This window comes from Providencia sp. AGC89 (genome assembly GCF_053543535.1).
Genome location: NZ_JBIXLP010000062.1, coordinates 1 through 24,922, shown reverse-complemented (window position 1 = coordinate 24,922; position 24,922 = coordinate 1). Strand labels below are relative to the sequence as shown.

The following is a 24,922-nucleotide window of genomic DNA, read 5'->3' as shown; positions in this document are numbered from 1 at the left end:
CAAATGATAGAACAAGATGACATCTATATGGCTCGCGCTTTTGAGCTTGCACGAAAAGGGCGCTTTACAACATCACCGAACCCGAATGTTGGGTGTGTAATTGTACGTGACGGTGAAATTGTTGGTGAGGGTTACCACCAAAAAGCGGGTGAGCCTCATGCAGAAGTACATGCATTACGGATGGCCGGAGAAAAAGCTCAGGGGGCAACAGCCTATGTCACCCTTGAGCCATGCAGCCACCATGGTCGTACACCGCCTTGTGCGGAAGCATTAATTAATGCAGGGGTCAGTCGCGTTGTTGCTGCGATGCAAGACCCAAACCCACAAGTTGCTGGCCGTGGTTTGTATATGTTATCTCAGGCAGGGATTGAAACGCGTAGTAACGTGCTTTTAGACCAAGCTGAAGCTGCGAATCGTGGTTTCTTGAAACGTATGCGTACTGGTTTTCCTTATATCCAATTAAAGCTAGCAGCGTCATTGGATGGTAAAACAGCCCTTGAGTCAGGGGAAAGTAAGTGGATTACCAGTACTGCGGCTCGCAAAGATGTGCAGGCGTTTCGCGCACAAGCGAGCGCTATTTTATCCACTAGTAGTACGGTTATCGCCGATGACCCTTCTTTAACGGTTCGTTGGAACGAACTGCCAACGGACGTTCAGCAAATCTACCCAGAAGACCAATTACGTCAACCTATTCGCATTGTGCTGGATAACCATAATCGTGTCACCGCTAACCATAAAGTCACTCAATTAGCAGGTGAATGTTGGTTGGTGCGTTCTAATCCCTATATCGGCTGCTCATGGCAAGGGGATGTCGAGCAAATTAGCATCCCTGCACATGAAAATGGTACAGACCTCGTCATATTGATGATGCAACTTGCCAAACGGAATGTGAATAGTATTTGGGTAGAGGCAGGTGCAAAATTAGCAGGCTCATTGTTGAAACTAGGCTTAGTTGATGAATTAATTGTGTATATTGCCCCTAAATTACTTGGGAACAGTGCCCGAGGTTTGGTTGATTTACCTCCCCTCGATTCATTAATTGAAGCGCCAAAATTTGAATTTACTGATGTAGAAAAGGTCGGTGAAGACCTGCGCGTCAGGCTTCGCCCCGTATGGTAAGTGTGTTTTTTGAAAATCATACATACGGTACATGAAAGAATGTGATAAAATCCGCGCCCCGCGGGTTATAATTAATATTAGAGGAAGGCTATGGACGTAATTAAAGGTGTTGTTGCTGCGCCACAAGCGCGTATTGCTATCGCTATCGCTCGTTTTAACAACTTTATTAATGATAGTCTGCTGGATGGCGCTGTTGATGCGTTAGAACGTATTGGTCAAGTTTCGAATGACAACATTACCATTGTTTGGGTTCCAGGTGCCTATGAACTACCGTTAACGGCAAAAGCGCTGGTTGAAACAAAAAAATATGATGCCGTTATCGCGTTAGGTACTGTTATTCGTGGTGGTACAGCTCACTTTGAATATGTCGCTGGTGAATGCAGCTCAGGCTTATCTCATGTTGCAATGAATAGCGAAGTGCCCGTTACTTTTGGTGTGTTAACCACTGAAAATATCGAGCAAGCCATTGAACGAGCAGGGACTAAAGCTGGTAATAAAGGTGCTGAAGCTGCACTGACTGCATTAGAAATGATCAATGTAATTAAAGCCATTAAAGGCAAGTAATACACATTTTACTTCGGGCTATAGACTGTAGTGAAGTTAACTAATACCACTGAGTGTATTGATTAGCTTAGTTTTTTATATGCCCGAATAATTTTGTGTATCGTTTTTTATTTTAAGGGGAATCTTGTGAAACCTGCTGCTCGTCGCCGCGCTCGTGAGTGTGCTGTTCAAGCCATTTATTCATGGCAATTATCTGGCAATCCAATTGCCGAAGTCGAATATGAGTTTATTGCTGATCAGGACATGTCAGACGTTGACGTAAAATATTTTCGTGAACTGTTATCTGGTGTTGCTACTAATGCAGCTAAACTTGATCAACTAATGGCGCCTTATTTATCTCGTCAGCTCGAAGAGTTAGGGCAGGTAGAAAAAGCGATTTTGCGCGTTTCAATGTTTGAATTGAGCTTCCGTGAAGATGTTCCTTACAAAGTGGCAATCAATGAAGGTATTGAGCTTGCTAAAGTGTTCGGTGCGGAAGATAGCCATAAATTTGTTAATGGTGTATTAGATAAAGCTGCACCAGTAGTTCGTCGCAAAAAATAAAAAATCAGGGTTCCCTCCTGTAACACTACAGTAGTAAATAGGTAGGCTGGGTTCCAGTCTACCTTTGTATTTATATATTCGTGGTACTCTAAGTTTCAGGTATATTGATTCAGCTAGTTATTTGCCACTTGTATTATTAAGAGCATAAATTATTTGTTTTATTTAAAACGAAAATAGTTATAGCGAAAACGGAAAATCTACCATGTCCTATGGCGAATTTGACCTCATCGCACGTTATTTTAACCGTCAAACAACGAACCGACGTGATGTAAATATCGGTATTGGAGATGACTGTGCGTTGATGACCATCCCAGAAAAACAGCAACTTGCTGTGAGTACTGACACCCTTGTTTCTGGTGTGCATTTCCTCCCTACGATTTCACCTGCTGACCTAGCCTATAAATCATTAGCATCTAATTTAAGTGACCTTGCAGCAATGGGGGCAGACCCTGCATGGGTATCTTTAGCTATTACATTACCTTGCGTTGATTGTGATTGGTTGCAATCATTTAGTGATAGCTTATTTGAGCAATTAAATTATTACGGGATGCAGCTAATTGGCGGTGATACCACTCGTGGTCCAATGAGCCTGACTTATACTGTCCATGGGTTAGTACCACAGGGTAAAGCATTGTCTCGGGCTGGTGCACGTAATGGGGATTGGATTTATGTGACAGGGACATTAGGGGATAGCGCAGCAGGTCTTGCTATTTTACAAGATAGGCTGAATATCAAAAATACAGCGCATAAAGAATGGCTAATTAAGCGTCATTTACGTCCACAGCCACGTATTTTACAAGGTCAAGCCCTTAGGAACTTAGCGTCTTCTGCGATTGATATTTCAGACGGTCTAGTCTCTGATCTTAATCATATTTTGAAGGCAAGTGGCTGTGGCGCTCGAATTAATTTGGATGCACTGCCGCAGTCAGAGGCCTTAGTACAGAACTGTAGCGTTGAGCAAAGCCGTTTATGGTCCCTGAGTGGTGGAGAAGACTACGAGTTATGCTTTACTGTACCGGAAATTAATCGCGGGGCATTAGAAATGGCTTTAGCTCATACAGGGTCTGGTTTTACTTGTATTGGGCAAATTAAGCCGCAATCTGAAGGGATCAGCTACTTTTGCAATAACCAAGAAGTTGATGTAAACCTAAAAGGTTTCGATCATTTTGTTTCGGAAGGTGCGTAGCATGGCAAGTTGCCAAGAAAAAGCAGAAGCAAAAAAACGGCTGAATATGCGTAACCCTTGGCATTTGCTAGCAACGGGGTTTGGCAGCGGTTTATCGCCAATTGTACCTGGGACTATGGGGTCCCTTGCGGCAATACCTTTTTGGTTATTGATGGCAAATATGCCAGTGTGGAGCATATGGGTGCTCATTGTGGCGGGCTTTTGGATTGGCTGTCTAATTTGCCAACGTACCTCTGATGATATGAAAATTCATGACCACGGTAGCATCGTGTGGGATGAGTTTATCGGGATGTGGATTACCTTAATGGCAATCCCAGTGGTCGATTATGAATGGGTCATTACCGCATTCTTTATTTTCCGCATTTATGATATGTGGAAGCCATGGCCAATACGTATTTTTGACCGAAAGGTCAGCGGCGGTTTTGGTATCATGATTGATGATATTATTGCGGCGATATTTGCTTATGTGACAATTTGGTTGTTGGTTTGGTATGACATTATGCCATTCTCAACCAATTAAATACGCGTCATATTTCAAATTGTAGGGGTGTTGGCTTCGCTTATTCGCCCTAGTCACATACTGGTGTATGCTCCTAGGGTCTTATTTGCTTGCCGCCTACCTACAATCTGAACTATTTAGCGTATAAATACGTGTCATATTTTGCGCTGTGGCGTTGTTGGCTGCACTCGGTTACCCGAATCACATACTTCTGTATGCTCATCGGGATAACCTCGATTGCCGCCTAGCCACAACTCAAACTATTTAGCGTATTGGATGTGATTGCTTATCGTAGTAACTTCTTTTACTTCTTTTACTTCTTTTTGCGCCGAATACCCATCACTGAGGTTTGTGCTAGGGTTAATCCTTTGGTTTCTGGCGCAAATAGAATTGAGACAACTAGCCCAAGTAAAGAAACCCCTGCCCCCATCAATACCACCGTGCTAACACCGTATTTTGTGATAAAAATCGGTAGTGCCCATGTGGAAAAAATGGTTCCGATACGGCTGATGGACATAATGACCCCAACGGCGGATGCGCGAATATCTGTTGGAAATAACTCATTAGGGTAGAGCCACTGTAAAATCCCTGGGCCCCCAGAGAAGAATGCATAAATACCAAACATGATAATGACTAGGCAGATACCAAGGTTAGAAAATAACCCGAGTATAGTTAGCGCTGCAGTCATTAGGGCAAAGCTACCAATTAGCAGTGGTCGTCTTCCCATTTTATTTAGCCAGTACATCGCTGGTAAGCAACCTAACATAAAAAATAAGCTGATAACTACGTTGCCTAAAGCCGCATTTTTACCTTGATCCCAACCTAATTGCCCAACAATTTGTGGGCCAAAAGTATAGATGGCAAACATTGGGATCACTTGGCAGGTCCAAATAATCGCAGTAAATAATACGAAAGAAAAATGTCGTTTATTAAACAGTTGATGAAAATGTGTTTTTTTCGCTTCCTCAGCTTCAAAAACCACAGGTTGGCCAAACAGTTTTTCCATCATTTTTTCACATTCTGGAATACGTCCTTTGCGGATTAACCAAAGAGGCGATTCAGGTAGATCAAAACGGCCAATTAAAATAACGATACATGGAATGACGGCACTGCCTAGCATCCAGCGCCAACCATCTTGAACATCATAAAGCATATAGCCAACAAGATTGGCACAAGTTGCGCCAACGTACCACATGGCTGCAATAAACCCGACCGCAAACGCACGCTGTTTGGTATTGGAAAATTCGGTGATCATCGAGGTTGCGATGGGATAATCAGCACCAATGACAATGCCAATTAAAAAACGCATTATTAGTAGTTCTAAAGGGGTTGAAACAAACATAGTTGCAACAGAGATTGCCCCTATGGCCACTATATCGATTAAGAACATTTTGCGGCGACCGACTTGGTCGCAAATGTAGCCAAACAGTGAGGTACCAATGAATAAACCCGCAAGCGTTGCGGCACCTAGTAAGCCAATCCATTCACTGTTTAAACTTAATATTGGAGTGAGTTGCTCTAAAGCGACGCCGATCAGGACTAAAACATAACCGTCCAGAAAAGGCCCACCACTCCCCCAGAGCATGATCCGCCGATGAACGGAAGAAAATTGGACATCGTCAAAACTTCTTGGTTTCATTGTGCATCCCAGTGTCAGCGCAAATATGCGCTTAAAAACCCTAAAAGTTAATGGCTTTTAGGGTTATGCTAATTAAATTAGCCGTAACGAAATTCAATGCCGAATGTGCCGCGTGGGTATTCCCATTTTTCTAATGCACTATCTAAGCCTAGGATACGGCAGGTTCCGCATTCAAGGCAGCCGGCATAATCAAAACGTACGGAGCCATCTTCTTGTTTTTTATATAAGCCAGCAGGGCAGGCTTTAGTTAATATTTCGAGCACTTTCATATCCGGGTGCTCTTTGATAACAATATGTGGATTTTCTTCATCGACATTAAATTTATTAATGCCTAACTTGACATCAACATTGACTGGATCACTCATATTGCCCTCACTCCTTTAATTCCATCCTTGATTAAATTGATGAAGCCGACTTTTTTTGCCTCTTGTAGCATAGTCTTACGCAGTGGCACAGGTGCTTCATCTGAAATAGTGAAGAGTTTTTTAGCAATACCGACAGCCATTTCTGGATAAGCGGAAAACATGCGTGGGTTATCTAAAAACTCAGGCATTTTTTGGTACATTTTCATATCTCGAAGAGGGCCTTCGTTGAGTAATTTGAGGTATTCACTGAGTCCTTGTTTACTAAAGTCCTCTTTTTTCATAGCGTTAATTACTGCATTTGCCGCGGCTTCACCCGAAGCAACGGCTAAGTCCATTCCGCGGATGGTAAAGCCTAAATTCATACACATCCCAGCTGCATCCCCTGCGATTAGCACACCATCACGGACCAACTCTGATTGCATTTTCAAGCCCGCTTCTGGGACAACGTGAGCGGCATATTCAATCATTTTGCCCCCTTCAATTAATGGGGCGACCGCTGGGTGGTGTTTAAAATCTTCGAGCATTTGTGGAACCGATTTTTTGGCATCTTTAATATGATGTAAGCCACAAACTAAACCTAAAGAAATAGTATCTTCATTGGTATAAAGGAAGCCTCCCCCCATCAAGCCATCGGTAGGAGCCCCCGCAAATAGCCATGCAACCCCTTCTTTTTCCTTAAGATTAAATCGGTTAGCTAAAATATCTTTTGGCAATTCAATTAATTCTTTTACCCCAACAGCGACATGCTCAGCATTCACTCGTTTGGTCATTCCTAGTTGTTCAGCCAGTATGGAGTTCACACCATCAGCGAGGATCACCACTTTGGCTTCTAGCACATCACCATCGGCTTCAACACCTACAACTTTGCCATCCCGTTCCACTAACTTATCAACGCGAATACCTGTAATACATTGTGCGCCGGCATTTTCAGCTTGTTCGACTAACCACGGGTCAAGCTTGCCTCTCAGCACTGACCAAGAGGTTTCTTCTGGGGGTTGCTCTGCTCCATTTTGGAAATCGACTGTTACTGCACCTGTTTCTGTCATAAATGACAGCTTTTCACGCGTGATCATACGTTCAATAGGGGCATTTTGGGTAAATTCAGGAATGATACGCTCTAAGCTATGAGCATACATGCGGCCACCTGTGACGTTTTTACCGCCTGCGTAGTTTCCCCTTTCGATTAGGAGAACTTGCGCACCTTCACGGGCAAGCACCAATGCAGCCACTGAACCAGCTAGACCCGCGCCTACAATGATTGCATCAAATATATCATCGGACATAGTTTCTCCAAAGGTCACTGAAACAGTGAGGAAAACCCCACTGCTATTGAATTTATTTAGCCAGTTGTTGCGTTAAAACCGGTAAAATTTTGAATAGGTCGCCAACGATCCCATAGTCTGCAAATTGGAAAATAGGGGCGTTCTTGTCTTTATTAATGGCGACGATAGTTTGTGCGCCGTTTGCGCCAACCATATGCTGAATTTGACCAGAAATTCCTACTGCGAGATATAACTCAGGTTTCAGCATCAGGTTGGAAATACCAACGTAGCGCTCATGCTCCATCCATTTTTCGTTTTCTGCGACAGGGCGAGAACAGGCAATTTCAGCGCCGATGGTATCAGCGAGTTTTTTCGCGATAGCGATATTTTCTTGGCTTCCAATCCCCCGACCTACACTGACCACTAGACGTGCTTTATCTAGTTCAACGGAGTTACCTGCTTTTTTCTGAATCGAGGTACGTACAATAGATTGTTTTGGTTCGACCCATGGTGCAGTTTGAGCAGTACCGCTGAGTGATGCATTATTTTGCGCAGCTTCAAACGTGCCGGTGGTGAGTGTAGCGACTGAAAATGAACTGTTTAAGGTTTCTTGGCCAAAGGCTAACCCACCATAAACCATATGTTTTATTACAGGTTTTCCTGATTCTACTGTCACAGTTGCCGCATCGTTAGACACAGCAGCTTGCAGTCTTGCACCTAAGCGTGCAGCCAGTAATTTACCTCTACGGGTATTAGGTAGCAGTAATAGCCCGTTATCGCCATGCTGTTTAATTGTCGTGACAATGGTATCAGCATAGTCTTCGATGATACGGTCGTCAGGCTTACCAGACAGTTGAAAAACGTGGGTTGCGCCAAGTTGAAAGGCTTGTGAGCTTTGTGCGTCATCTAACGTTAATACATTGACTTGTTCGCCGAGAGTGAGGGCCCCACCGATAAGTTCAGGTAAACGGGAAGTCATATCACTAAATACCCAAACGGTTGATAATTTGCTCATAACTCCTCCGATTAAATGATTTTTCTTAAATGTTCAGCAAATTGTGCAATTTGCTCTTCGCCATCACCTTCAATGATGATGCGTTGACGAACTTTTTGCTTAGGTGCTGCGATAGATTGTGCGGATAATGCTGTAACGTTATCCAAGCCAATATCGGTTATTGCCCAAGCTTGAACGGGTTTTTTAGCGGCACCTAAAATGGCTTTCATTGATGGGATGACAGGGACATTAATATCGGAGGTCACTGCGATAATGGCAGGTAACGAAATGGACAATGTTTCAATTTCATCTTCTAATTCGCGTTCTACAATGAGCGTATCCGGTGTGATGGAGACAATTTTCTTTATGCCATTGATAGCGGGAACTTGCAGGGTTTCACCCATTAAGATACTAACTTGTTGAGCGTTTAAGTCTGCGGAACCATCACCACAGATAATTAAATCAAAACCAACTTTTTGAGCCGCAGAACTTAAGGCAAGTGCAGTTTGATGTGGTAAGGCGTGTTCGAGTTGATCGTCAATAACGACAACAAGTTCATCTGGACCACGAGATAATACATCTTTACGTGCTTTCATATTGGTTAGTGCTTTACCACCAACACTTAACGCAATAACTTTACTATCTGCTTGTTGCGCTTTAATTTGGTTAGCTGCTTCAATCGCATTTAAATCATATTGACTAATTTTGGTATCTGCACGTGAAAAATCTAAAGAACCATCTGAGCTATTTACAATAATATCTTGTTCATCGGGAACAGATTTATAGCATGTAATAATATTCATTACATCTCCTAAAATATAATTAATAAATATGATCCGTTTTTGTTTCGGATTATATAATTATCATGAACTGGATATTTAAAAATAAAACCTAAGTCACCAATATTGAAAACCTTGAATTAAAGTCGGTTTAAATATTCATAGTGATACACTACTCACCAATACTGTAAAAATCATCAACTTATCAATGTAATGTTCAATATTGTTATGCTAATCACCAATACTGAAGGTATTTAATAACATTAATATTACAAGATAATTTATCTATATGTATTTATTGGTTATTTTAATTATTAAAGCGTCAGATATTAGTAACAAATATTTATCACGAATAATATTGTGACCTTAATAACAGAATTGTTAATGGGGACTCGACATGATTTGAATAGTGATTGGATTAATACTTAATTAAATTTATTGAGTTTAGTAATAAATAAGTGAGATGAGGTGTTGAGACTAATATCTATTTAAAAGCTTATATATTAAATAATAAATTGGGATCGAACTATGAGCAAAGAAAATAAAAAGGGTGGAATAGAACCAAAAGTTTTTTTTCCGCCATTGATCATTGTTGGACTATTGTGTTGGTTAACCGTCCGTGACCTTGATGCTTCTAACGAAGTTATCAATCAAGTATTCAGCTATGTCACTAATGTATGGGGCTGGGCATTTGAGTGGTACATGGTGATAATGTTTGGTGGCTGGTTTTGGTTAATATTGGGTCCTTACGCCAAAAAACGTTTGGGGGATGAAAAACCTGAATTTAGCCGCGCGAGCTGGATTTTTATGATGTTCGCCTCCTGTACCTCTGCTGCGGTACTATTTTGGGGTTCTATTGAAATCTATTATTACGTCTCTGCACCTCCTTTTGGTTTTGAAGCCTATTCAACAGAGGCCAAAAATATTGGGCTTGCATACAGTTTATTCCACTGGGGACCACTACCATGGGCAACCTATAGTTTCTTATCTGTTGCATTCGGTTATTTTTTCTTTGTTCGCAAAATGGATGTTATCCGCCCAAGCAGCACCCTTGTCCCATTAGTGGGTCAAAAACATGTAAATGGCTGGTTCGGTACCATCGTTGATAATTTTTACTTGGTCGCTTTGATATTAGCCATGGGGACCAGCTTAGGGTTAGCTACACCACTCGTTACTGAGTGTATTCAATACTTATTTGGTATTCCTCATACCTTACAACTTGATGCCATCATTATCTTCTGCTGGATCATCCTAAATGCAATCTGCGTGGCTTTTGGTTTGCAAAAAGGGGTGAAAATTGCCAGTGACGTCCGTAGTTACTTGAGTTTCTTGATGCTGGGGTGGGTATTTATTGTTGGCGGCGCCAGCTTCATTGTGAACTATTTCACCGATTCTATCGGGGTTTTAATGATGTATATGCCACGCATGCTGTTTTATACAGATGCAGTGGGTAAAGGCGGTTTCCCACAAGGTTGGACCGTATTCTATTGGGCGTGGTGGGTAATCTATGCCATCCAAATGTGTATTTTCCTCGCCCGTATCTCTAAAGGCCGTACCGTCCGTGAGCTGTGTATCGGCATGGTAGCAGGCTTGACGGCAGGGACAACGTTAATTTGGACCATCCTAGGCAGTAATACATTACAACTCGTTGACCAAAATATTATTAACATTCCAAAGCTGATTGAAGAATTCGGCGTTGCACGCGCCATTATTGAAACATGGGCAGCCTTACCTTTGAGCACTGCAACAATTTGGGGCTTCTTCATCCTCTGCTTTATCGCCACCGTCACACTCATCAACGCTTGTTCATACACTCTCGCTATGTCGACTTGTCGCGCAGTGAAAGATGGCGATGAGCCACCGTTATTGGTGCGTATCGGTTGGTCTGTTTTAGTCGGTGTTATCGGTATCGTATTACTGGCTCTAGGCGGATTGAAACCGATTCAAACAGCGATAATTGCCGGAGGATGCCCACTTTTTTTCGTCAACATTATGGTAACGCTCTCCTTTATTAAAGATGCAAAAGTGCATTGGAAAAATAATTAATTTATTCAGAAACAACATTTAAGAGGTTATTAATATGGATTTTAGATTGAATGATGAGCAGGAGCTGTTTGTCGCAGGGATCCGTGAGCTGATGGCCAGTGAAAACTGGGAAAGCTATTTTGCACAATGCGACCGCGACAGTATGTATCCTGAACGTTTTGTTAAAGCCTTGGCGGACATGGAAATTGATAACCTGTTGATCCCAGAAGAGCATGGCGGTTTAAACGCTGGGTTTATTACAGTCGCTGCGGTATGGATGGAGCTGGGTCGCCTTGGCGCACCAACGTATGTGTTGTACCAATTACCGGGGGGGTTTAATACCGTACTCAGAGAAGGGACCCAAGAACAAATTGATAAAATTATGGCATTTCGCGGTACAGGTAAACAAATGTGGAACTCTGCGATTACGGAGCCCGGCGCGGGTTCTGATGTAGGGAGTTTACAAACAACTTACCAACGCCGTAATGGCAAAGTTTATCTCAATGGTAGCAAATGTTTTATCACCAGTAGTGCTTACACACCATACATTGTGGTGATGAGTCGTGATGCAGATTCTCCTGATAAACCTGTTTTCACCGAGTGGTTTTTAGATATGAGCAAACCCGGTATCAAGGTCAATAAACTTGAGAAACTGGGCCTACGTATGGATAGCTGCTGCGAAATTACCTTTGATAACGTTGAACTGGATGAAAAAGATATGTTTGGCCGTGAAGGTAACGGCTTTAACCGTGTGAAAGAAGAGTTTGACCATGAGCGTTTCTTAGTCGCATTGACTAACTATGGAACTGCAATGTGTGCATTTGAAGATGCAGCCCGTTACGCCAATCAACGTGTTCAGTTTGGTGAAGCAATTGGCCGTTATCAATTAATTCAAGAAAAATTTGCACATATGGCGATCAAGCTCAATTCAATGCGTAACATGTTATATGAAACTGCTTGGAAGAGTGACAACGGATTGATTACCTCTGGTGATGCAGCAATGTGTAAATACTTCTGTGCGAATGCGGCATTTGAAGTCGTAGACTCTGCGATGCAGGTACTGGGTGGTGTAGGTATTGCTGGTGAGCATCGAATCGCACGTTTCTGGCGTGACTTGCGTGTAGACCGTGTATCTGGTGGTTCAGATGAAATGCAAATACTGACATTAGGCCGCAGTGTACTGAAACAGTACCGCTAATAGCTGAATGTTTATTGGTTGGCTTTTTAAGAAGGCCAGCCAAATTTAACAGGAGATTAGAACATGGCAGAGCATTTACCAATGCCAGAATTTGGCCCATTAGCAGGGGTCAGAGTGGTGTTTTCAGGGATTGAAATAGCCGGTCCATTTGCAGGGCAAATGTTTGCAGAATGGGGCGCGGAAGTGATTTGGATAGAGAACGTAGCTTGGGCAGACACTATCCGTGTTCAACCCAATTACCCACAGCTATCAAGGCGTAATTTACGCGCATTATCATTGAATATCTTTAAGGATGAAGGGCGTGAGGCATTTCTAAAATTAATGGAAACAACGGATATATTCATTGAGGCGAGTAAAGGACCTGCATTTGCCCGTAGAGGGATCACCGATGAAGTACTTTGGCAACATAACCCTAAATTGGTTATCGCCCATTTATCAGGCTTCGGGCAATACGGTGACCCTCAATACACTAACCTAGCTGCCTACAATACTATTGCACAGGCTTTTAGTGGTTATCTTATCCAAAATGGTGATAAAGACCAGCCAATGCCAGCCTTTCCTTATACTGCTGATTATTTTTCAGGCATGACAGCTACAACAGCGGCTCTAGCTGCATTGTATAAAGCCCGTGAAACGGGGAAAGGAGAAAGTATTGATATTGCCATGTATGAAGTCATGCTACGAATGGGGCAATACTTCATGATGGATTACTTCAATGGTGGTGAAATCTGCCCGCGGATGACCAAGGGGAAAGACCCCTATTACGCAGGTTGCGGCCTTTATAGTTGTAATGATGGCTATATTGTGATGGAAATCGTCGGTATCACACAAATCCAAGAAATATTTAAAGATATTGGCCTTGCTCATCTTCTTGGTACACCAGAAATACCGGAAGGCACACAGCTTATTCATCGTATTGAGTGCCCCTATGGGCCTTTAATGGAAGAAAAACTTGATGAATGGTTAGGTGCTCGCTCAATTGATGAGGTGCTAGCGAGATTAGCCGAACTCAACATTGCAAGCGCCAAAGTTTTAACCATTCCTGAATTAGAAACCAACCCACAATATCTGGCTCGTGAGTCGATCACCAGTTGGCAGACTATGGATGGAAAAACCTGTCGTGGCCCAAATGTGATGCCAAAATTCAAAAATAATCCAGGGCAAATTTGGCGTGGTATGCCATCACATGGCATGGATACGACAGAGATACTAAAAAATATTGGATATAGCGAAATTGATATTCGGGGGTTAGTCGACAAAGGATTAGCCAAAATAGTTGATTAATTGAATGGGTAGTCAGGTCAATTAATCCAACTGGCCTGATATTCATTAGGGAAATGATGGGAAACAATTAATGGATGTAATCGGTAAACAAAATTTGCGCCAAATGTGGGATGACCTAGCGTTGACCCATCGGGATAATAAGGCGCTTATCTTTGAATCCTGCGATGGAAATATTCGTGAATTCAGTTATATAGAAATGAATCAGCAAATTAATCGCACAGCAAATCTCTTTTTAGATTATGGAATACAAAAAGGGGATAAGGTTGCTTTACATTTAGATAATTGCCCAGAGTTTTTCTTTTGCTGGTTTGGCTTGGCGAAAATTGGGGCGATTATGGTCCCAGTTAACGCACGCTATAAATACCATGAAGCCGCTTGGATTATGCAAAACTGCCAACCTCGTATGGTGGTCACTTGTGCGTCTTTTTTAGATATTTATCAACGTGTACTTGATGATAAAAGTACCAGCCTTGAGCACATTTTTTTAATTTCAGATATGTCGTTTAAACCGCAGGAAGGCATTTCAAACTTTTTGCTTGAACAAGCACAAAAACCGACAGAGTTAACCCAACTTATTGAGCTTAGTGTGGGTGATACTGCGGAAATTTTATTTACCTCAGGTACCACTTCCAAACCGAAAGGGGTGGTTATTACCCATTACAACTTACGCTTTGCGGGTTATTACTCTTCTTGGCAGAACACGTTACGTTCCGACGATATTTACCTTACGGTAATGCCAGTCTTTCATATCGATTGCCAATGTACAGCATCGATGGCGGCATTTTCAGTGGGTGCAACATTTGCCTTACTTGAGAGATACAGTGCGAGACGTTTCTGGCAGCAAGTTGTGAGGCACCAAGCCACTGTTGTTGAGCTGATCCCCATGATGATCCGTACGCTTTTAAGCCAGCCGCTGGCGGATAATGAAAAAGACCATTGCTTACGTGAAGCCATGTTTTACCTCAACTTGAGTGATGAGGAAAAAGAACAGTTTATGGCTCGATTTGCTGTGAAAAGTTTTCTGACTTCTTATGGCATGACGGAAACTATTGTGGGACTAATTGGGGATAGACCTGGTGATATCCGCCGTTGGCCATCCATTGGTCGTCCTGGTTTTTGCTATAAAGCGCAAATTAGGGATAAAACCAATCAACCTGTTGCCACTGGGGTGATTGGTGAGCTTTGTGTGAAGGGAGAACGAGGTAAAACTTTATTTAAAGAGTATTACAACAACCCTGAAGCCACAGAAAAAACATTTGATGAGCAAAATTGGATGCACACAGGCGACTATGCATACCAAGATGAAGATGGATTTTTCTATTTTGTGGACAGAAGCATCAATATGATCAAACGAGGCGGTGAGAACGTCTCATGTAGTGAAATTGAAAATATTATTGCTTCACATCCTTTGATTGTTGACGTGGCGGTGATTGGTGTTGCTGATGAGATCCGTGATGAAGCGATTAAAGCCTTTATTGTGTTAGAAGAGGGTGAAACATTAACTCAGGAAGAGTTTTTCGCTTTTTGTGAAAAGCAAATGGCGAAATTTAAAGTGCCATCATGGGTTGAGGTATGTAAGGATTTACCGCGTAACTGTTCTGGAAAAGTGCTGAAAAAACATCTGCAATAATCGAATAACTCTATTAATTACGCGAACGTTTTGGCTGCAACTTTCTGTAGGCAAAATGGCAGCGCATGATGACTAAAGGATTGCACTATGAGCGAATCATTAAAAATTACCCGTAATGGCTCCATTTTGGAAATCGTACTTGATAGACCTAAAGCAAATGCGATAGATGCAAAAACCAGTTTTAAAATGGGGGAAGTTTTCCTTAATTTCCGCGATGATCCTTCGCTGCGTGTCGCCATTATAACAGGAGCAGGAGAGCGATTTTTCTCTGCGGGTTGGGACTTAAAATCTGCGGCAGAAGGTGAAGCACCTGATGCCGACTTTGGTCCCGGTGGCTTCGCCGGACTCACTGAAATTTTCAATTTAAACAAACCAGTGATTGCTGCTGTTAATGGTTATGCGTTTGGTGGAGGCTTTGAACTAGCTTTAGCGGCAGATATGATCATTTGCTCTGAAAATGCCAGTTTTGCCTTACCAGAGGCCCAACTTGGTATTGTGCCTGATAGCGGCGGTGTCTTGCGTTTACCTAAAATCTTACCAGCACCGATCGTGAATGAAATGGTGATGACGGGAAGGCGTATGGATGCTCAGGAAGCATTACGCTGGGGGATCGCTAATGAAGTAGTACCAATGGAAAGTTTAATGGAAAAAGCACGTGAACTCGCAGAAAAAATCACTCAAAGTGCACCACTTGCGGTTGCGGCCTTGAAAGAAATTTTTCGCGCAACCGGAGAGCTTACTGTTGAAGAGGGTTATAAGCTTATACGCAGCGGTGTGCTGACAAACTACCCCGCGGTTTTACACTCCGAAGATGCAACAGAAGGTCCGCTGGCGTTTGCCGAAAAACGTTCACCAAGTTGGAAAGGGCGCTAGTTCATTTAGCAAAGAGGTGAATTTTGAGTTTTTACGCTTTTGAAGGGGTGATCCCAGTTGTTCACCCTACCGCATATGTACATCCATCAGCGACGGTGATTGGTGATGTGATTATCGGTGAAGGGGTATTTGTTGGGCCTAACGCTTCTTTACGTGGAGACTATGGCCGTTTGATCATAGAAAAAGGCGCCAATATTCAGGATTGTTGCATTATGCATGGTTATAGCGATGTCGAAACCATTGTCCACGAGTGTGGGCATATAGGCCACGGAGCTATTTTGCATGGATGTATTATTGGTCGTGATGCATTAGTGGGAATGAACAGTGTGATTATGGATGGAGCCCTGGTTGGTGAACAAAGTATTGTTGCGGCGATGAGCTTTGTTAAAGCTGGGTTTCAAGGTGAACCTCGCCAATTACTGGTTGGCAGCCCTGCACGTTTTGCTCGTCATATTCGTGAGGAAGAATTGCATTGGAAGCAGCTCAATACGAAAGAATATCAAGACTTAGCCATTCGATACCGACAAGGATTACATGAAACGTTACCCTTGATAGAAATAGAGTTGAATAGGCCAAGGCTCATGGGGACAACGGATGTCAAACCTAAAGGCCAGTAATTAATCTTTGAACGCCCAGTTAAAAGCTGGGCGTTTTCATTATCGACAGTGATTATTATGAAAAAATGAGGTTAGTTATTTTTTTGCTGTTCAGCTTTTTGAAACCACTCTTGAGCCACGCTTTCATTTTTTTCAACGCCATCACCATTTTTATACATCACACCGAGATTAAATTGTGCGGAAGCATTATTTTGTTCCGCGGCTTTGAGAAACCATTCTTTTGCAAGAGTATAACTCTGCGGCGTGCCAATTCCTTTTAGATACAATATGGCAAGCTGATTTTGCGCGGGCGCATAGTTTAGCTCAGCGGCTTTTTGATACCACTCTTTCGCTAAGCTATGATTTTGGTGGTTATCTTTTTCATCTTGGTACAATAATCCAAGATTATATTGTGCGGATGGGTAATTTTGTTCAGCGGCCTTTTGTAGCCATTTTATTGCCATTTCTTTATTTTTAATGCCGCCATCACCATTTTTATACATCATGCCAAGATTATATTGTGCAATGACGTAATCTTGTTCTGCTGCCCTTTGAAACCATTCTCTGGCGGAGGTATAATCTGGTTGTTTTTCAGTGTTTTGAATATAGATAAGCCCTAAATTGCTTTGAGCGGGTGCATGCCCTCGTTGTGCAGATTTTAGATACCATTCTTTTGCTAGTGAATTGTTGGGGGGAGTGCCTAACCCGTCTTGATGCATTAAACCTAAATTGTACTGAGCAGCCGCGTTTCCTTGCTCAGCGGCTTTTTGAAACCACCACAACGCTTCTTGATAGCTTTGTTCGGTACCCAAGCCGTCTAAGTATATAAGTGCAAGGTTGAATTGTGCGTTTGCATTTCCTTTGTCTGCGGCACTTTGAAGCCACTTTAAGGCGAGGGGATAGTTTTTCTGGGTTCCGTCACCGTTTAAGTACATTTCACCGAGTTGGCTTTGTGCGTCAATATAGCCTTTATCAGCAGCTTGTTGAAACCACTCTTTTGCTTGAGCAAGATCCTTCTTGGTTCCTTCCCCTTTTTTATGCATTATTCCAAGGTTATATTGAGCTTGCGCGTATCCCTGTTCAGCCGATTTCTGGAGCCAGCCCTTTGCCAGAGTATAACTTTGCTGAGTTCCCAAACCTTGTAAATAAATTATCCCAAGATTGCTTTGTGCAGCGTCATATCCTTGTTCAGCGGCTTTTTGAAACCACTTTATTGCCTTAACATAGTCTTGCTTGGAGCCAGAACCGTTGAAATACATGATCGCGAGTTGATTTTGAGCCTCAATATTGCCTTGTTCTGCTAATATTTTTGTTTGCTCAAAGTTATCATTATTTAACTCTGGGTTTGAATATGCATGGCTTGCCGTTATTAACAATAGCGCGATTAGAAATAATTTATTTTTCATATTAATTATAGGTGATAAATAGCGTCCATTTTCTGCTATGAAAGTTAAGTTTTCTTAGCAACCTTTTAACCTAAACCAATATTCAGTAAATATTTCTCTCTTGGATAGGCAATATTATACAGGCTTATTTTCCCATAGATGGCTATCATGCCATAAATAATATATTTTTAGAATTATAAAGCTAGCTTTGCATCTCATTTGTTGAGTTGTATAAGTTATTGAAAGTATATGAAGAAAATTAATTTGTTGATTTTCGGCTGATAATACAAAGCGGGAAAAATACGCTTTTATCCCGCTTTGTCGACAGCCTTAACGCAGACTTGAGCCCGTGTTTTTTTGATGTGATCATTATGTTAACGGCGTTGTGCCTTTGATAGCATCCATTGCCATTTTTGCTCTCGATTTAATTCACTCGGTGGCATAGATGCCGCTTTCACTGGAGAATCAATAGTGACTTTTTCAGATTGGTGGTTTCTAAGACGTGCATAAAGTTGATTATCAATTTTTGTAACCTTAATCAGCCTTTGGCACTGACAGCCACGACCCGATAATTTATTCGGGATCATTTTAACTTCACATTGAATTTCAGCTACGTCAGATAAAATATAAGAAACAATATTAACCGCATTAGGGTGAGGGATATCAAAATTATTGGATATTTCTCTGGCGGTGATCCAGCGCCCTTGTTTCATTACCCAGTTAGCAATGGATAAATACAAAGGTTCATTAATATATTGTCCACACATAAGCGCTCCCAAATATATTTATTAAAATTGGCTAAATAAAGAGAAACTATATGCAAATTGTAGTTGGAATGCGTTTATTTGTTTCCTGGTTTTTAAATTAAGAAAACAAAATAATTAAATATTAAAGCCTGGTTAAAATTGTTAAAATCATATAGTCGTTATTATTCAGTGTTAAGCATTGAAATATAATAGGAAAAGCTTTATTGCATAATGCAATGAAAAACCAATATAAGTCAGAGCTTAAGTTACACTGTCATACAGTGACATAGTTCATATTAATGGATTTAAAAATAATTTGCATGTTTTTATTTTCAAAATTTACATTCAAGATAAATATTTTGTATATATTCTGTTTTAGAGTGAATAGAATAAATATCATTGTATATAAGTTTATTATGTTTGGTTTTTTTATTTATTATTATGATATAAAAATATAATTAAGATGTAAAAGCAGGGTTTAAAAGTGTTTTTTTTAAAAGTTGTATTGGAAATGAAATAATAGAGTTAAAGTTAACACTCTATATACTGTGTATATAAAAAGAAAATGAGAGTGATTAACTTTGTTATTTAAAAAGGCATTACATTATCATGGTAATGCCTTTTTTCGTTAACCTATTACTTGGCTAAGTAGGTATTAATTGACTTAATAATACCCGTTGCACCTAACCCGAGCTCAGCGATAAGTTCCTCTTGGCTACCTTGAGAAATAAAATAGTCTGGTAAACCAAGGTTTAAAACAGGAATGATTCTTTTTTCCTGCATTAGGAACTCATTCACACCACTACCCGCACCACCCTTAATTGCATTTTCTTCGAGTGTAACGAGCACATCATGGCTGTTTGCCACCTCAAGGATTAAGGCTTCATCTAATGGTTTAACAAAGCGCATATCAACCACAGTCGCATTTAATTGCTCAGCGGCTTCTAATGCATGACTAAGTAACGTACCAAAACACAAAATAGCAACTTTTTCCCCTTGGCGACGGATAACTCCTTTACCAATTTCTAGTGGAGCTAAAGGCTGTAGCTGTGCACCTGTCCCCGTGCCTCGCGGGTAACGAATAGCACTTGGACCATCTTGGTAATGGTAGCCAGTATGTAGCATTTGGCGGCATTCGTTTTCATCACTTGGTGCCATGATCACCATAGTAGGGATACAGCGTAGGAATGAAATATCAAATGAACCTTGGTGGGTTTGGCCATCAGCGCCAACAATGCCGGCTCGGTCAATAGCAAACATCACCGGTACTTTTTGGATAGCCACGTCATGGATGACTTGATCATAACCCCGTTGTAAGAAGGTCGAATAGATAGCGACAATGGGTTTATAGCCCCCAATAGCAAGACCAGCTGCAAAGGTGACAGCATGCTGCTCTGCGATCGCGACATCGAAGTATTGATCAGGGAATTCTTTAGAAAACCGAACCATACCAGAGCCTTCGCGCATAGCTGGCGTAATTGCCATTAGCTTGTCATCATCTTTGGCTTCTTCGCACAGCCAATCCCCAAAGATTTTAGAGAATGTCGGTCCCGTCTCTTTGCTTTTGGGTAAAGTGAATGTGCTTGGGTCAAATTTTGGTACTGCGTGCCAACTGATCGGGTCCTTTTCGGCAGGTTCATAACCACGACCTTTTTTAGTCATGATATGTAAAAACTGTGGGCCTTTTAAATCACGCATGTTTTTTAAGGTTTGAACTAAGGCGACGACGTCATGTCCATCAACAGGGCCAATATAGTTAAAGCCTAATTCTTCAAACATGGTACCGGGAACAACCATACCTTTGATATGTTCTTCGGTCTTTTTCAGCAATTCTTTGATTGGCGGTAAGTTAGAGAAAACTTTTTTCCCACCTTCACGTAATGTGGTGTATAGCTTGCCAGAAAGCAGGTGAGCCAAATGGTTATTTAACGCGCCAACATTTTCGGAGATAGACATTTCATTATCATTTAAGATAACAAGCATATCGGGTGCGGCGTCCCCTGCGTGGTTCATGGCTTCGAATGCCATCCCTGCGGTGATAGCTCCATCACCAATCACACAGACGGTTTTACGGTTTTGCTTTTCTTTTTCTGCCGCAATAGCCATTCCTAAACCCGCACTAATCGATGTGGATGAATGGCCAACACTTAAAATGTCATATTCACTTTCTTCACGCCATGGAAAAGGGTGCAAACCATTTTTTTGACGAATAGTATCAATACGGTCACGACGACCCGTTAAAATTTTATGTGGGTAGGCTTGGTGCCCGACATCCCAAACAAGGTTATCAAACGGGGTTTTGTAGACGTAATGTAATGCGACGGTAAGCTCAACTGCACCGAGACCAGAAGCAAAGTGACCACTAGAACGGCCAACGCTACTCAGCAAAAACTGTCTGAGTTCATCACACAGCTTAGGCAAACTTTCTTTGGGCAACAGACGAAGCTCATCTGGTGTCTCTGCCAATGCTAGCGTTGGATATTTAGCGATATCAATACTCATTAGGTACTCACTTATAATTAATAAAAAACCCACATATTGAATACTCGGTACTGAAACAGTTATCTAAGTATTGCGGTGCGTAAATTTATCTACGCATATTGTGGGTGATCCTCATTGATTGCCTTTCTATAACTCGCTTAGTGTAAGCAATAGTCTGTCTGTTTTTTGAGTTATAGAATGTTCTGAAGATTCATCAAGGTAATAAATGCCGTAATTATCGACCTTCTTGTTGCCAAAAGGCAAAGCATATTGTCAGTTTTTACGCTCAATAATGAAATTAGCTAAAGCGCTTAGCATTTCTATATTATACCCATATGACTGGATCGTCTCTAAAGCGCTTATTGCATCATGATATAGCTCACGTGCTTTTTGTTGAGCCGCTTCAAGGCCGAGTAAAGATGGGTAAGTGCTTTTTTCGTGCTCAGCATCAGTCCCTTGGCGCTTACCTGTTACCGTGCTGTCCCCGATAACATCTAGGATATCGTCTTGAACTTGAAAGGCAAGCCCGATGGACTGTGCGTATTTATCTAAAACAGGTAGTAATTGATGCCCTTTTTCGCCAGCGGCATAAGCACCAAGGCGAATAGCTGCGCGAATGAGTGCACCAGTTTTATGCAGATGAATACGTTCTAAGGATTCAAGGTCGACGTATTTCCCTTCGGCGTCTAAATCCAGAGCCTGCCCACCACACATCCCAGCAAGGCCACTTGCATAGGATAGCTCGGCTATCATTGCGATACGGTCTTTATCAGCGACATCTGGCATTGGGGCACAAGCAATTAATTGAAAGGCCAGCGTTTGTAATGCATCTCCCGCCAAGACAGCATTACCCTCACCATATTTTATATGGCAGGTTGGTTGACCTCTGCGTAAATCATCGTCATCCATAGCGGGCAGGTCGTCATGAATTAATGAATAGGCATGGATGCACTCGACAGCGGCAGCTGGTGCATCAAGGTTTTCTTGGTTCACACCAAGCATAGAGCCTACCGCATAAGTTAAAAATGGGCGTAAACGTTTCCCGCCTAATAACGTGCCATATCGCATTGCTTGTGCAAGAGGAAGGTTTGCAAAAGGCATCGCATTTAGGGCATCTAAAAGGTATTGATTGACTCTGTCATAGGTTTGTTTTTGTTGCAGCGTGAAGCTATCTAAATGTTGTTCAGACATAATTTATTCAGTATCAGGTGAAAAATCGGCAAGAGGTTTATTTTCGTCATCACTGAGCAATATTTGTACACGCTGCTCAGCTTGTTGCAGTACTTTTTGACCTTGTTTGGCAATTTGAACGCCACGTTCAAACTCATTCAGAGCGTCTTCTAGAGGGAGGTCACCGGATTCAAGACGAGCGACGATTTGCTCTAGCTCTTGAAGCGAGTTTTCAAAACTAACAGGTGCAACTTGCTGAGATTTTTCTTTAGCCATATTCTTTAGCCACTAATGTTAAATTAGTTAATTCGGGGAATGTTAAATATTTAGCAGACTAACGTAGTCTTGCCACGGTTACAATTTATTATTGGTGTTTTTAGATTCAGTCCGCAAGATAGTGTTATAATACGCCTCTTTATTGACAATTGGTAACCTATACGTGTGTCCTTGTTAAGACACGTTCGTTTGCCCCACAACCATGAACATGCAGCTATTATGAAGTTTATCATTAAGTTATTCCCAGAAATTACCATCAAAAGCCAAACTGTTAGGCTACGTTTCATTAAAATTCTGACTAGCAATATCCGTAACGTGCTAAAACCTCTTGGCGAAGAAATTTCGGTTGTCCGTAATTGGGATAATATTGAAGTGCGTGTGAAAGGGGAAACGAAGCACGACGAAATTTGTGACATGTTAGGTCGTATTCCCGGTATCCACCATATCCTTGAAGTGGAAGAAAAACCGTTTACTAGCCTGCACCATATTTATGAAATGACCCATGAATCTTATGGTGCGTCTCTCGAAAACAAAACTTTTTGTGTTCGGGTGAAACGCCGCGGTAAGCACGAATTTTCATCGATTGAAGCTGAGCGTTACATTGGTGGTGGTTTAAACCAACATATTCCTTCGGCTAAAGTTAAGCTCAAAGACCCAGATACAACCGTGCATTTGGAAATTGAAGATGACAAACTGATTTTAGTTAAATCACGTATTGAAGGTATTGGCGGGTTTCCTATAGGGACGCAAGAAGATGTTTTATCGCTAATTTCCGGTGGGTTTGACTCTGGTGTTTCTAGCTATATGTTGATGCGCCGTGGTTGCCGTGTTCATTACTGCTTTTTTAATTTAGGTGGTGCGGCACATGAAATTGGCGTGAAGCAAATTGCACATTATCTATGGAACCGTTTTGGTAGCTCCCATAAAGTGCGCTTTATTGCTGTAAACTTTGAGCCAGTTGTGGCTGAAATTTTAGAGAAAGTCGATGATGGCCAAATGGGCGTTGTACTTAAACGTATGATGGTGAGAGCTGCGTCTAAAGTTGCGGAGCGTTATGGTGTGCAGGCAATTGTTACGGGTGAAGCGCTTGGTCAAGTGTCTAGCCAAACTTTAACTAACTTGCGTCTTATTGATAATGCTTCTGATACTTTGGTGCTAAGGCCACTGATTTCTCATGACAAAGAACACATAATCAAATTAGCTCGGCAAATTGGGACTGAAGATTTTGCGAAAACCATGCCGGAATATTGTGGTGTGATTTCAAAAAGCCCAACAGTGAAAGCTGTTAAAGCACGAATTGAAGCAGAAGAGGCCAATTTTGATTTTGCTATTTTAGAGTCTGTTGTGGAGCAAGCGCAAAATATCGATATTCGACAAATTGCACAAGAAAGCCTTGAAAAAGTCCCTGAAATTGAAATGGTGAGTGAGCTTTCAATTGAAAATGAAGTGATTTTAGATATTCGTTCAATTGATGAATTTGAAGACAAGCCACTGAATGTAGATGGAATGGAAGTTAAGCACATTCCATTCTATAAATTGAGTACGCAATTTGGTGACTTACCAAAAGATAAAACCTATTTATTATATTGTGACCGTGGGGTAATGAGCCGCTTGCAAGCGCTATACCTAAAAGAGCAAGGTTATGAAAATATAAAGGTTTATCGCCCATAACTTAAAACAGGGGGCTTGTATCACCAACGTACAATTAGAGAGAAATGTGGGGGAAATTCCCCCACAAGACTAGTTATCGCAAGATAACGTCGCTTGAACCAGCGTGCTTCCGCTGCTGATACTGAAAGAGCATAGCCTTTCTTGCATTAACAATGAAAAACACAACACCGTAAGACACACGGTAACTAGCCCCAGAAGGGCAATTTTGGCCATTCCTCTTGACTCCTTTTCTAAAAGGAGACAGAATCAAATTGTGAGGGTTTGAGACTGCCTCGGATTAAGATTAACATCTAAATTCGGGGCTTTCGTCTTTTTGGCTTTGGCAAATGCTTGAACCAAAATGATCCAAGCACCCACGGCAATCATAGCAAAGATCCACTCGAAATAAATCTATTTACAGTCAGTTTTTATAATAAAAATATTTAAATTCAATTGGTTATAATGATTTTGATATCATTGGTATTATTATGATTATTGATTGAACTGAAGTAAGAATGGCAAAGAGTGTAGATTCAAAACAGGGTGCTTGTATCACCAACGCACAATTAGAGAGAAATGTGGGGGAAATTCCCCCACAAGACTAGTTATCGCAAGATAACGTCGCTTGAACCAGCGTGCTTCCGCTGCTGATACTGAA

Annotated in this window: 23 protein-coding genes; 12 read left to right on the top strand and 11 right to left on the bottom strand. The window is 41.6% G+C overall.

Annotation, left to right across the window (positions count from 1 at the left end):
* The first annotated feature begins 3 nt into the window (after nucleotides 1-3).
* The 5 genes from ribD to pgpA all read left to right on the top strand — a co-directional run bounded on the left by ribD (nucleotide 4) and on the right by pgpA (nucleotide 3,932).
* Nucleotides 4-1,119, top strand: a complete 1,116-nt coding sequence (ribD, locus tag ACIPUA_RS11520) for a bifunctional diaminohydroxyphosphoribosylaminopyrimidine deaminase/5-amino-6-(5-phosphoribosylamino)uracil reductase RibD (RefSeq protein ID WP_449059693.1) — start codon at nucleotides 4-6, stop codon at nucleotides 1,117-1,119.
* Nucleotides 1,120-1,209: 90 nt separating this feature from the next.
* Nucleotides 1,210-1,683: a 6,7-dimethyl-8-ribityllumazine synthase gene (ribH, locus tag ACIPUA_RS11515; protein ID WP_042846945.1), complete on the top strand. Its 474-nt coding sequence runs from the start codon at nucleotides 1,210-1,212 to the stop codon at nucleotides 1,681-1,683.
* Nucleotides 1,684-1,809: 126 nt separating this feature from the next.
* A complete protein-coding gene (gene nusB, locus ACIPUA_RS11510) occupies nucleotides 1,810-2,226 on the top strand; it encodes a transcription antitermination factor NusB (protein ID WP_042846944.1) in 417 nt (138 codons plus the stop codon).
* Nucleotides 2,227-2,428: 202 nt separating this feature from the next.
* The gene (thiL, locus tag ACIPUA_RS11505; RefSeq protein ID WP_449059692.1) at nucleotides 2,429-3,412 is read left to right on the top strand and encodes a thiamine-phosphate kinase; all 984 of its coding nucleotides are present in this window, start codon (nucleotides 2,429-2,431) and stop codon (nucleotides 3,410-3,412) included.
* A 1-nt stretch (nucleotide 3,413) separates the two neighbouring features.
* Complete coding sequence (pgpA, locus tag ACIPUA_RS11500; protein WP_042846942.1) at nucleotides 3,414-3,932, top strand: phosphatidylglycerophosphatase A; 519 nt, start codon at nucleotides 3,414-3,416, stop codon at nucleotides 3,930-3,932.
* Nucleotides 3,933-4,224: 292 nt separating this feature from the next.
* On the opposite strand, the gene ACIPUA_RS11495 is transcribed toward pgpA, so the two are convergent.
* The 5 genes from ACIPUA_RS11495 to fixA form a co-directional block, all read right to left on the bottom strand.
* Complete coding sequence (locus ACIPUA_RS11495; protein WP_042846941.1) at nucleotides 4,225-5,550, bottom strand: MFS transporter; 1,326 nt, start codon at nucleotides 5,548-5,550, stop codon at nucleotides 4,225-4,227.
* A gap of 77 nt (nucleotides 5,551-5,627) precedes the next feature.
* Nucleotides 5,628-5,915 (bottom strand): ferredoxin-like protein FixX, encoded by a 288-nt coding sequence (gene fixX / locus ACIPUA_RS11490; RefSeq protein WP_042846940.1) that lies wholly within the window; start codon nucleotides 5,913-5,915, stop codon nucleotides 5,628-5,630.
* Nucleotides 5,912-7,198, bottom strand: coding sequence for an FAD-dependent oxidoreductase FixC (gene fixC, locus ACIPUA_RS11485; RefSeq protein WP_042846939.1), 1,287 nt, complete (start codon nucleotides 7,196-7,198; stop codon nucleotides 5,912-5,914). The genes fixX and fixC overlap by 4 nt, the downstream gene beginning before the upstream one ends.
* Nucleotides 7,199-7,250: 52 nt before the next feature.
* Entirely contained in the window at nucleotides 7,251-8,192 is a 942-nt protein-coding gene (locus ACIPUA_RS11480) for an FAD-binding protein (RefSeq protein WP_129466861.1), read from the bottom strand.
* Nucleotides 8,193-8,203: 11 nt separating this feature from the next.
* Nucleotides 8,204-8,974, bottom strand: a complete 771-nt coding sequence (gene fixA / locus ACIPUA_RS11475; protein ID WP_042846937.1) for a putative electron transfer flavoprotein FixA — start codon at nucleotides 8,972-8,974, stop codon at nucleotides 8,204-8,206.
* Between the two features lie 504 nt (nucleotides 8,975-9,478).
* Between fixA and caiT the strand changes: the two genes are divergently transcribed.
* The 6 genes from caiT (at nucleotide 9,479) to caiE (ending at nucleotide 16,577) form a co-directional block, all read left to right on the top strand.
* On the top strand, nucleotides 9,479-10,996 hold the full coding sequence (gene caiT / locus ACIPUA_RS11470) for an L-carnitine/gamma-butyrobetaine antiporter (RefSeq protein WP_048608388.1): 1,518 nt from the start codon (nucleotides 9,479-9,481) through the stop codon (nucleotides 10,994-10,996).
* Nucleotides 10,997-11,030: 34 nt separating this feature from the next.
* Nucleotides 11,031-12,173 (top strand): crotonobetainyl-CoA dehydrogenase, encoded by a 1,143-nt coding sequence (gene caiA, locus ACIPUA_RS11465; protein WP_042846935.1) that lies wholly within the window; start codon nucleotides 11,031-11,033, stop codon nucleotides 12,171-12,173.
* Between the two features lie 63 nt (nucleotides 12,174-12,236).
* Nucleotides 12,237-13,457, top strand: a complete 1,221-nt coding sequence (caiB, locus tag ACIPUA_RS11460; RefSeq protein ID WP_042846934.1) for an L-carnitine CoA-transferase — start codon at nucleotides 12,237-12,239, stop codon at nucleotides 13,455-13,457.
* 70 nt (nucleotides 13,458-13,527) lie between these two features.
* Nucleotides 13,528-15,087, top strand: a complete 1,560-nt coding sequence (caiC, locus tag ACIPUA_RS11455; RefSeq protein ID WP_449059691.1) for a crotonobetaine/carnitine-CoA ligase — start codon at nucleotides 13,528-13,530, stop codon at nucleotides 15,085-15,087.
* Between the two features lie 87 nt (nucleotides 15,088-15,174).
* Nucleotides 15,175-15,960 carry a crotonobetainyl-CoA hydratase gene (caiD, locus tag ACIPUA_RS11450; protein ID WP_449059690.1) on the top strand — a complete coding sequence of 262 codons (786 nt, stop codon included), beginning with the start codon at nucleotides 15,175-15,177 and terminating at the stop codon, nucleotides 15,958-15,960.
* Between the two features lie 23 nt (nucleotides 15,961-15,983).
* Nucleotides 15,984-16,577, top strand: a complete 594-nt coding sequence (gene caiE, locus ACIPUA_RS11445; RefSeq protein ID WP_042846932.1) for a carnitine operon protein CaiE — start codon at nucleotides 15,984-15,986, stop codon at nucleotides 16,575-16,577.
* 71 nt (nucleotides 16,578-16,648) lie between these two features.
* Here caiE and ACIPUA_RS11440 read toward each other — a convergent pair whose 3' ends face one another.
* The 5 genes from ACIPUA_RS11440 to xseB all read right to left on the bottom strand — a co-directional run bounded on the left by ACIPUA_RS11440 (nucleotide 16,649) and on the right by xseB (nucleotide 22,614).
* Nucleotides 16,649-17,962, bottom strand: a complete 1,314-nt coding sequence (locus ACIPUA_RS11440; RefSeq protein ID WP_449059689.1) for an SEL1-like repeat protein — start codon at nucleotides 17,960-17,962, stop codon at nucleotides 16,649-16,651.
* 353 nt (nucleotides 17,963-18,315) lie between these two features.
* A complete protein-coding gene (caiF, locus tag ACIPUA_RS11435; protein WP_042846931.1) occupies nucleotides 18,316-18,708 on the bottom strand; it encodes a carnitine metabolism transcriptional regulator CaiF in 393 nt (130 codons plus the stop codon).
* 615 nt (nucleotides 18,709-19,323) lie between these two features.
* Complete coding sequence (gene dxs / locus ACIPUA_RS11430) at nucleotides 19,324-21,189, bottom strand: 1-deoxy-D-xylulose-5-phosphate synthase (RefSeq protein WP_449059688.1); 1,866 nt, start codon at nucleotides 21,187-21,189, stop codon at nucleotides 19,324-19,326.
* 252 nt (nucleotides 21,190-21,441) lie between these two features.
* A complete protein-coding gene (gene ispA, locus ACIPUA_RS11425) occupies nucleotides 21,442-22,359 on the bottom strand; it encodes a (2E,6E)-farnesyl diphosphate synthase (RefSeq protein WP_449059687.1) in 918 nt (305 codons plus the stop codon).
* 3 nt (nucleotides 22,360-22,362) lie between these two features.
* The gene (gene xseB / locus ACIPUA_RS11420) at nucleotides 22,363-22,614 is read right to left on the bottom strand and encodes an exodeoxyribonuclease VII small subunit (RefSeq protein WP_042846928.1); all 252 of its coding nucleotides are present in this window, start codon (nucleotides 22,612-22,614) and stop codon (nucleotides 22,363-22,365) included.
* Between the two features lie 219 nt (nucleotides 22,615-22,833).
* On the opposite strand from xseB, the gene thiI reads away from it, so the two are divergent.
* Nucleotides 22,834-24,285, top strand: coding sequence for a tRNA uracil 4-sulfurtransferase ThiI (gene thiI, locus ACIPUA_RS11415; protein ID WP_042846927.1), 1,452 nt, complete (start codon nucleotides 22,834-22,836; stop codon nucleotides 24,283-24,285).
* Between the two features lie 69 nt (nucleotides 24,286-24,354).
* Here thiI and ACIPUA_RS11410 read toward each other — a convergent pair whose 3' ends face one another.
* On the bottom strand, nucleotides 24,355-24,498 hold the full coding sequence (locus tag ACIPUA_RS11410) for a Hok/Gef family protein (protein ID WP_004914564.1): 144 nt from the start codon (nucleotides 24,496-24,498) through the stop codon (nucleotides 24,355-24,357).
* Nucleotides 24,499-24,922 lie beyond the last annotated feature (424 nt).

Coding starts and splice junctions, on each gene's coding strand:
- ribD (WP_449059693.1), top strand. CDS start 4: ATGATAGAACAAGATGACATCTATATGGCTCGCGCTTTTGAGCTTGCA.
- ribH (WP_042846945.1), top strand. CDS start 1,210: ATGGACGTAATTAAAGGTGTTGTTGCTGCGCCACAAGCGCGTATTGCT.
- thiL (WP_449059692.1), top strand. CDS start 2,429: ATGTCCTATGGCGAATTTGACCTCATCGCACGTTATTTTAACCGTCAA.
- pgpA (WP_042846942.1), top strand. CDS start 3,414: ATGGCAAGTTGCCAAGAAAAAGCAGAAGCAAAAAAACGGCTGAATATG.
- ACIPUA_RS11495 (WP_042846941.1), bottom strand. CDS start 5,550: ATGAAACCAAGAAGTTTTGACGATGTCCAATTTTCTTCCGTTCATCGG.
- fixX (WP_042846940.1), bottom strand. CDS start 5,915: ATGAGTGATCCAGTCAATGTTGATGTCAAGTTAGGCATTAATAAATTT.
- fixC (WP_042846939.1), bottom strand. CDS start 7,198: ATGTCCGATGATATATTTGATGCAATCATTGTAGGCGCGGGTCTAGCT.
- ACIPUA_RS11480 (WP_129466861.1), bottom strand. CDS start 8,192: ATGAGCAAATTATCAACCGTTTGGGTATTTAGTGATATGACTTCCCGT.
- fixA (WP_042846937.1), bottom strand. CDS start 8,974: ATGAATATTATTACATGCTATAAATCTGTTCCCGATGAACAAGATATT.
- caiT (WP_048608388.1), top strand. CDS start 9,479: ATGAGCAAAGAAAATAAAAAGGGTGGAATAGAACCAAAAGTTTTTTTT.
- caiA (WP_042846935.1), top strand. CDS start 11,031: ATGGATTTTAGATTGAATGATGAGCAGGAGCTGTTTGTCGCAGGGATC.
- caiB (WP_042846934.1), top strand. CDS start 12,237: ATGGCAGAGCATTTACCAATGCCAGAATTTGGCCCATTAGCAGGGGTC.
- caiC (WP_449059691.1), top strand. CDS start 13,528: ATGGATGTAATCGGTAAACAAAATTTGCGCCAAATGTGGGATGACCTA.
- caiD (WP_449059690.1), top strand. CDS start 15,175: ATGAGCGAATCATTAAAAATTACCCGTAATGGCTCCATTTTGGAAATC.
- ACIPUA_RS11440 (WP_449059689.1), bottom strand. CDS start 17,962: ATGAAAAATAAATTATTTCTAATCGCGCTATTGTTAATAACGGCAAGC.
- caiF (WP_042846931.1), bottom strand. CDS start 18,708: ATGTGTGGACAATATATTAATGAACCTTTGTATTTATCCATTGCTAAC.
- dxs (WP_449059688.1), bottom strand. CDS start 21,189: ATGAGTATTGATATCGCTAAATATCCAACGCTAGCATTGGCAGAGACA.
- ispA (WP_449059687.1), bottom strand. CDS start 22,359: ATGTCTGAACAACATTTAGATAGCTTCACGCTGCAACAAAAACAAACC.
- xseB (WP_042846928.1), bottom strand. CDS start 22,614: ATGGCTAAAGAAAAATCTCAGCAAGTTGCACCTGTTAGTTTTGAAAAC.
- thiI (WP_042846927.1), top strand. CDS start 22,834: ATGAAGTTTATCATTAAGTTATTCCCAGAAATTACCATCAAAAGCCAA.
- ACIPUA_RS11410 (WP_004914564.1), bottom strand. CDS start 24,498: ATGGCCAAAATTGCCCTTCTGGGGCTAGTTACCGTGTGTCTTACGGTG.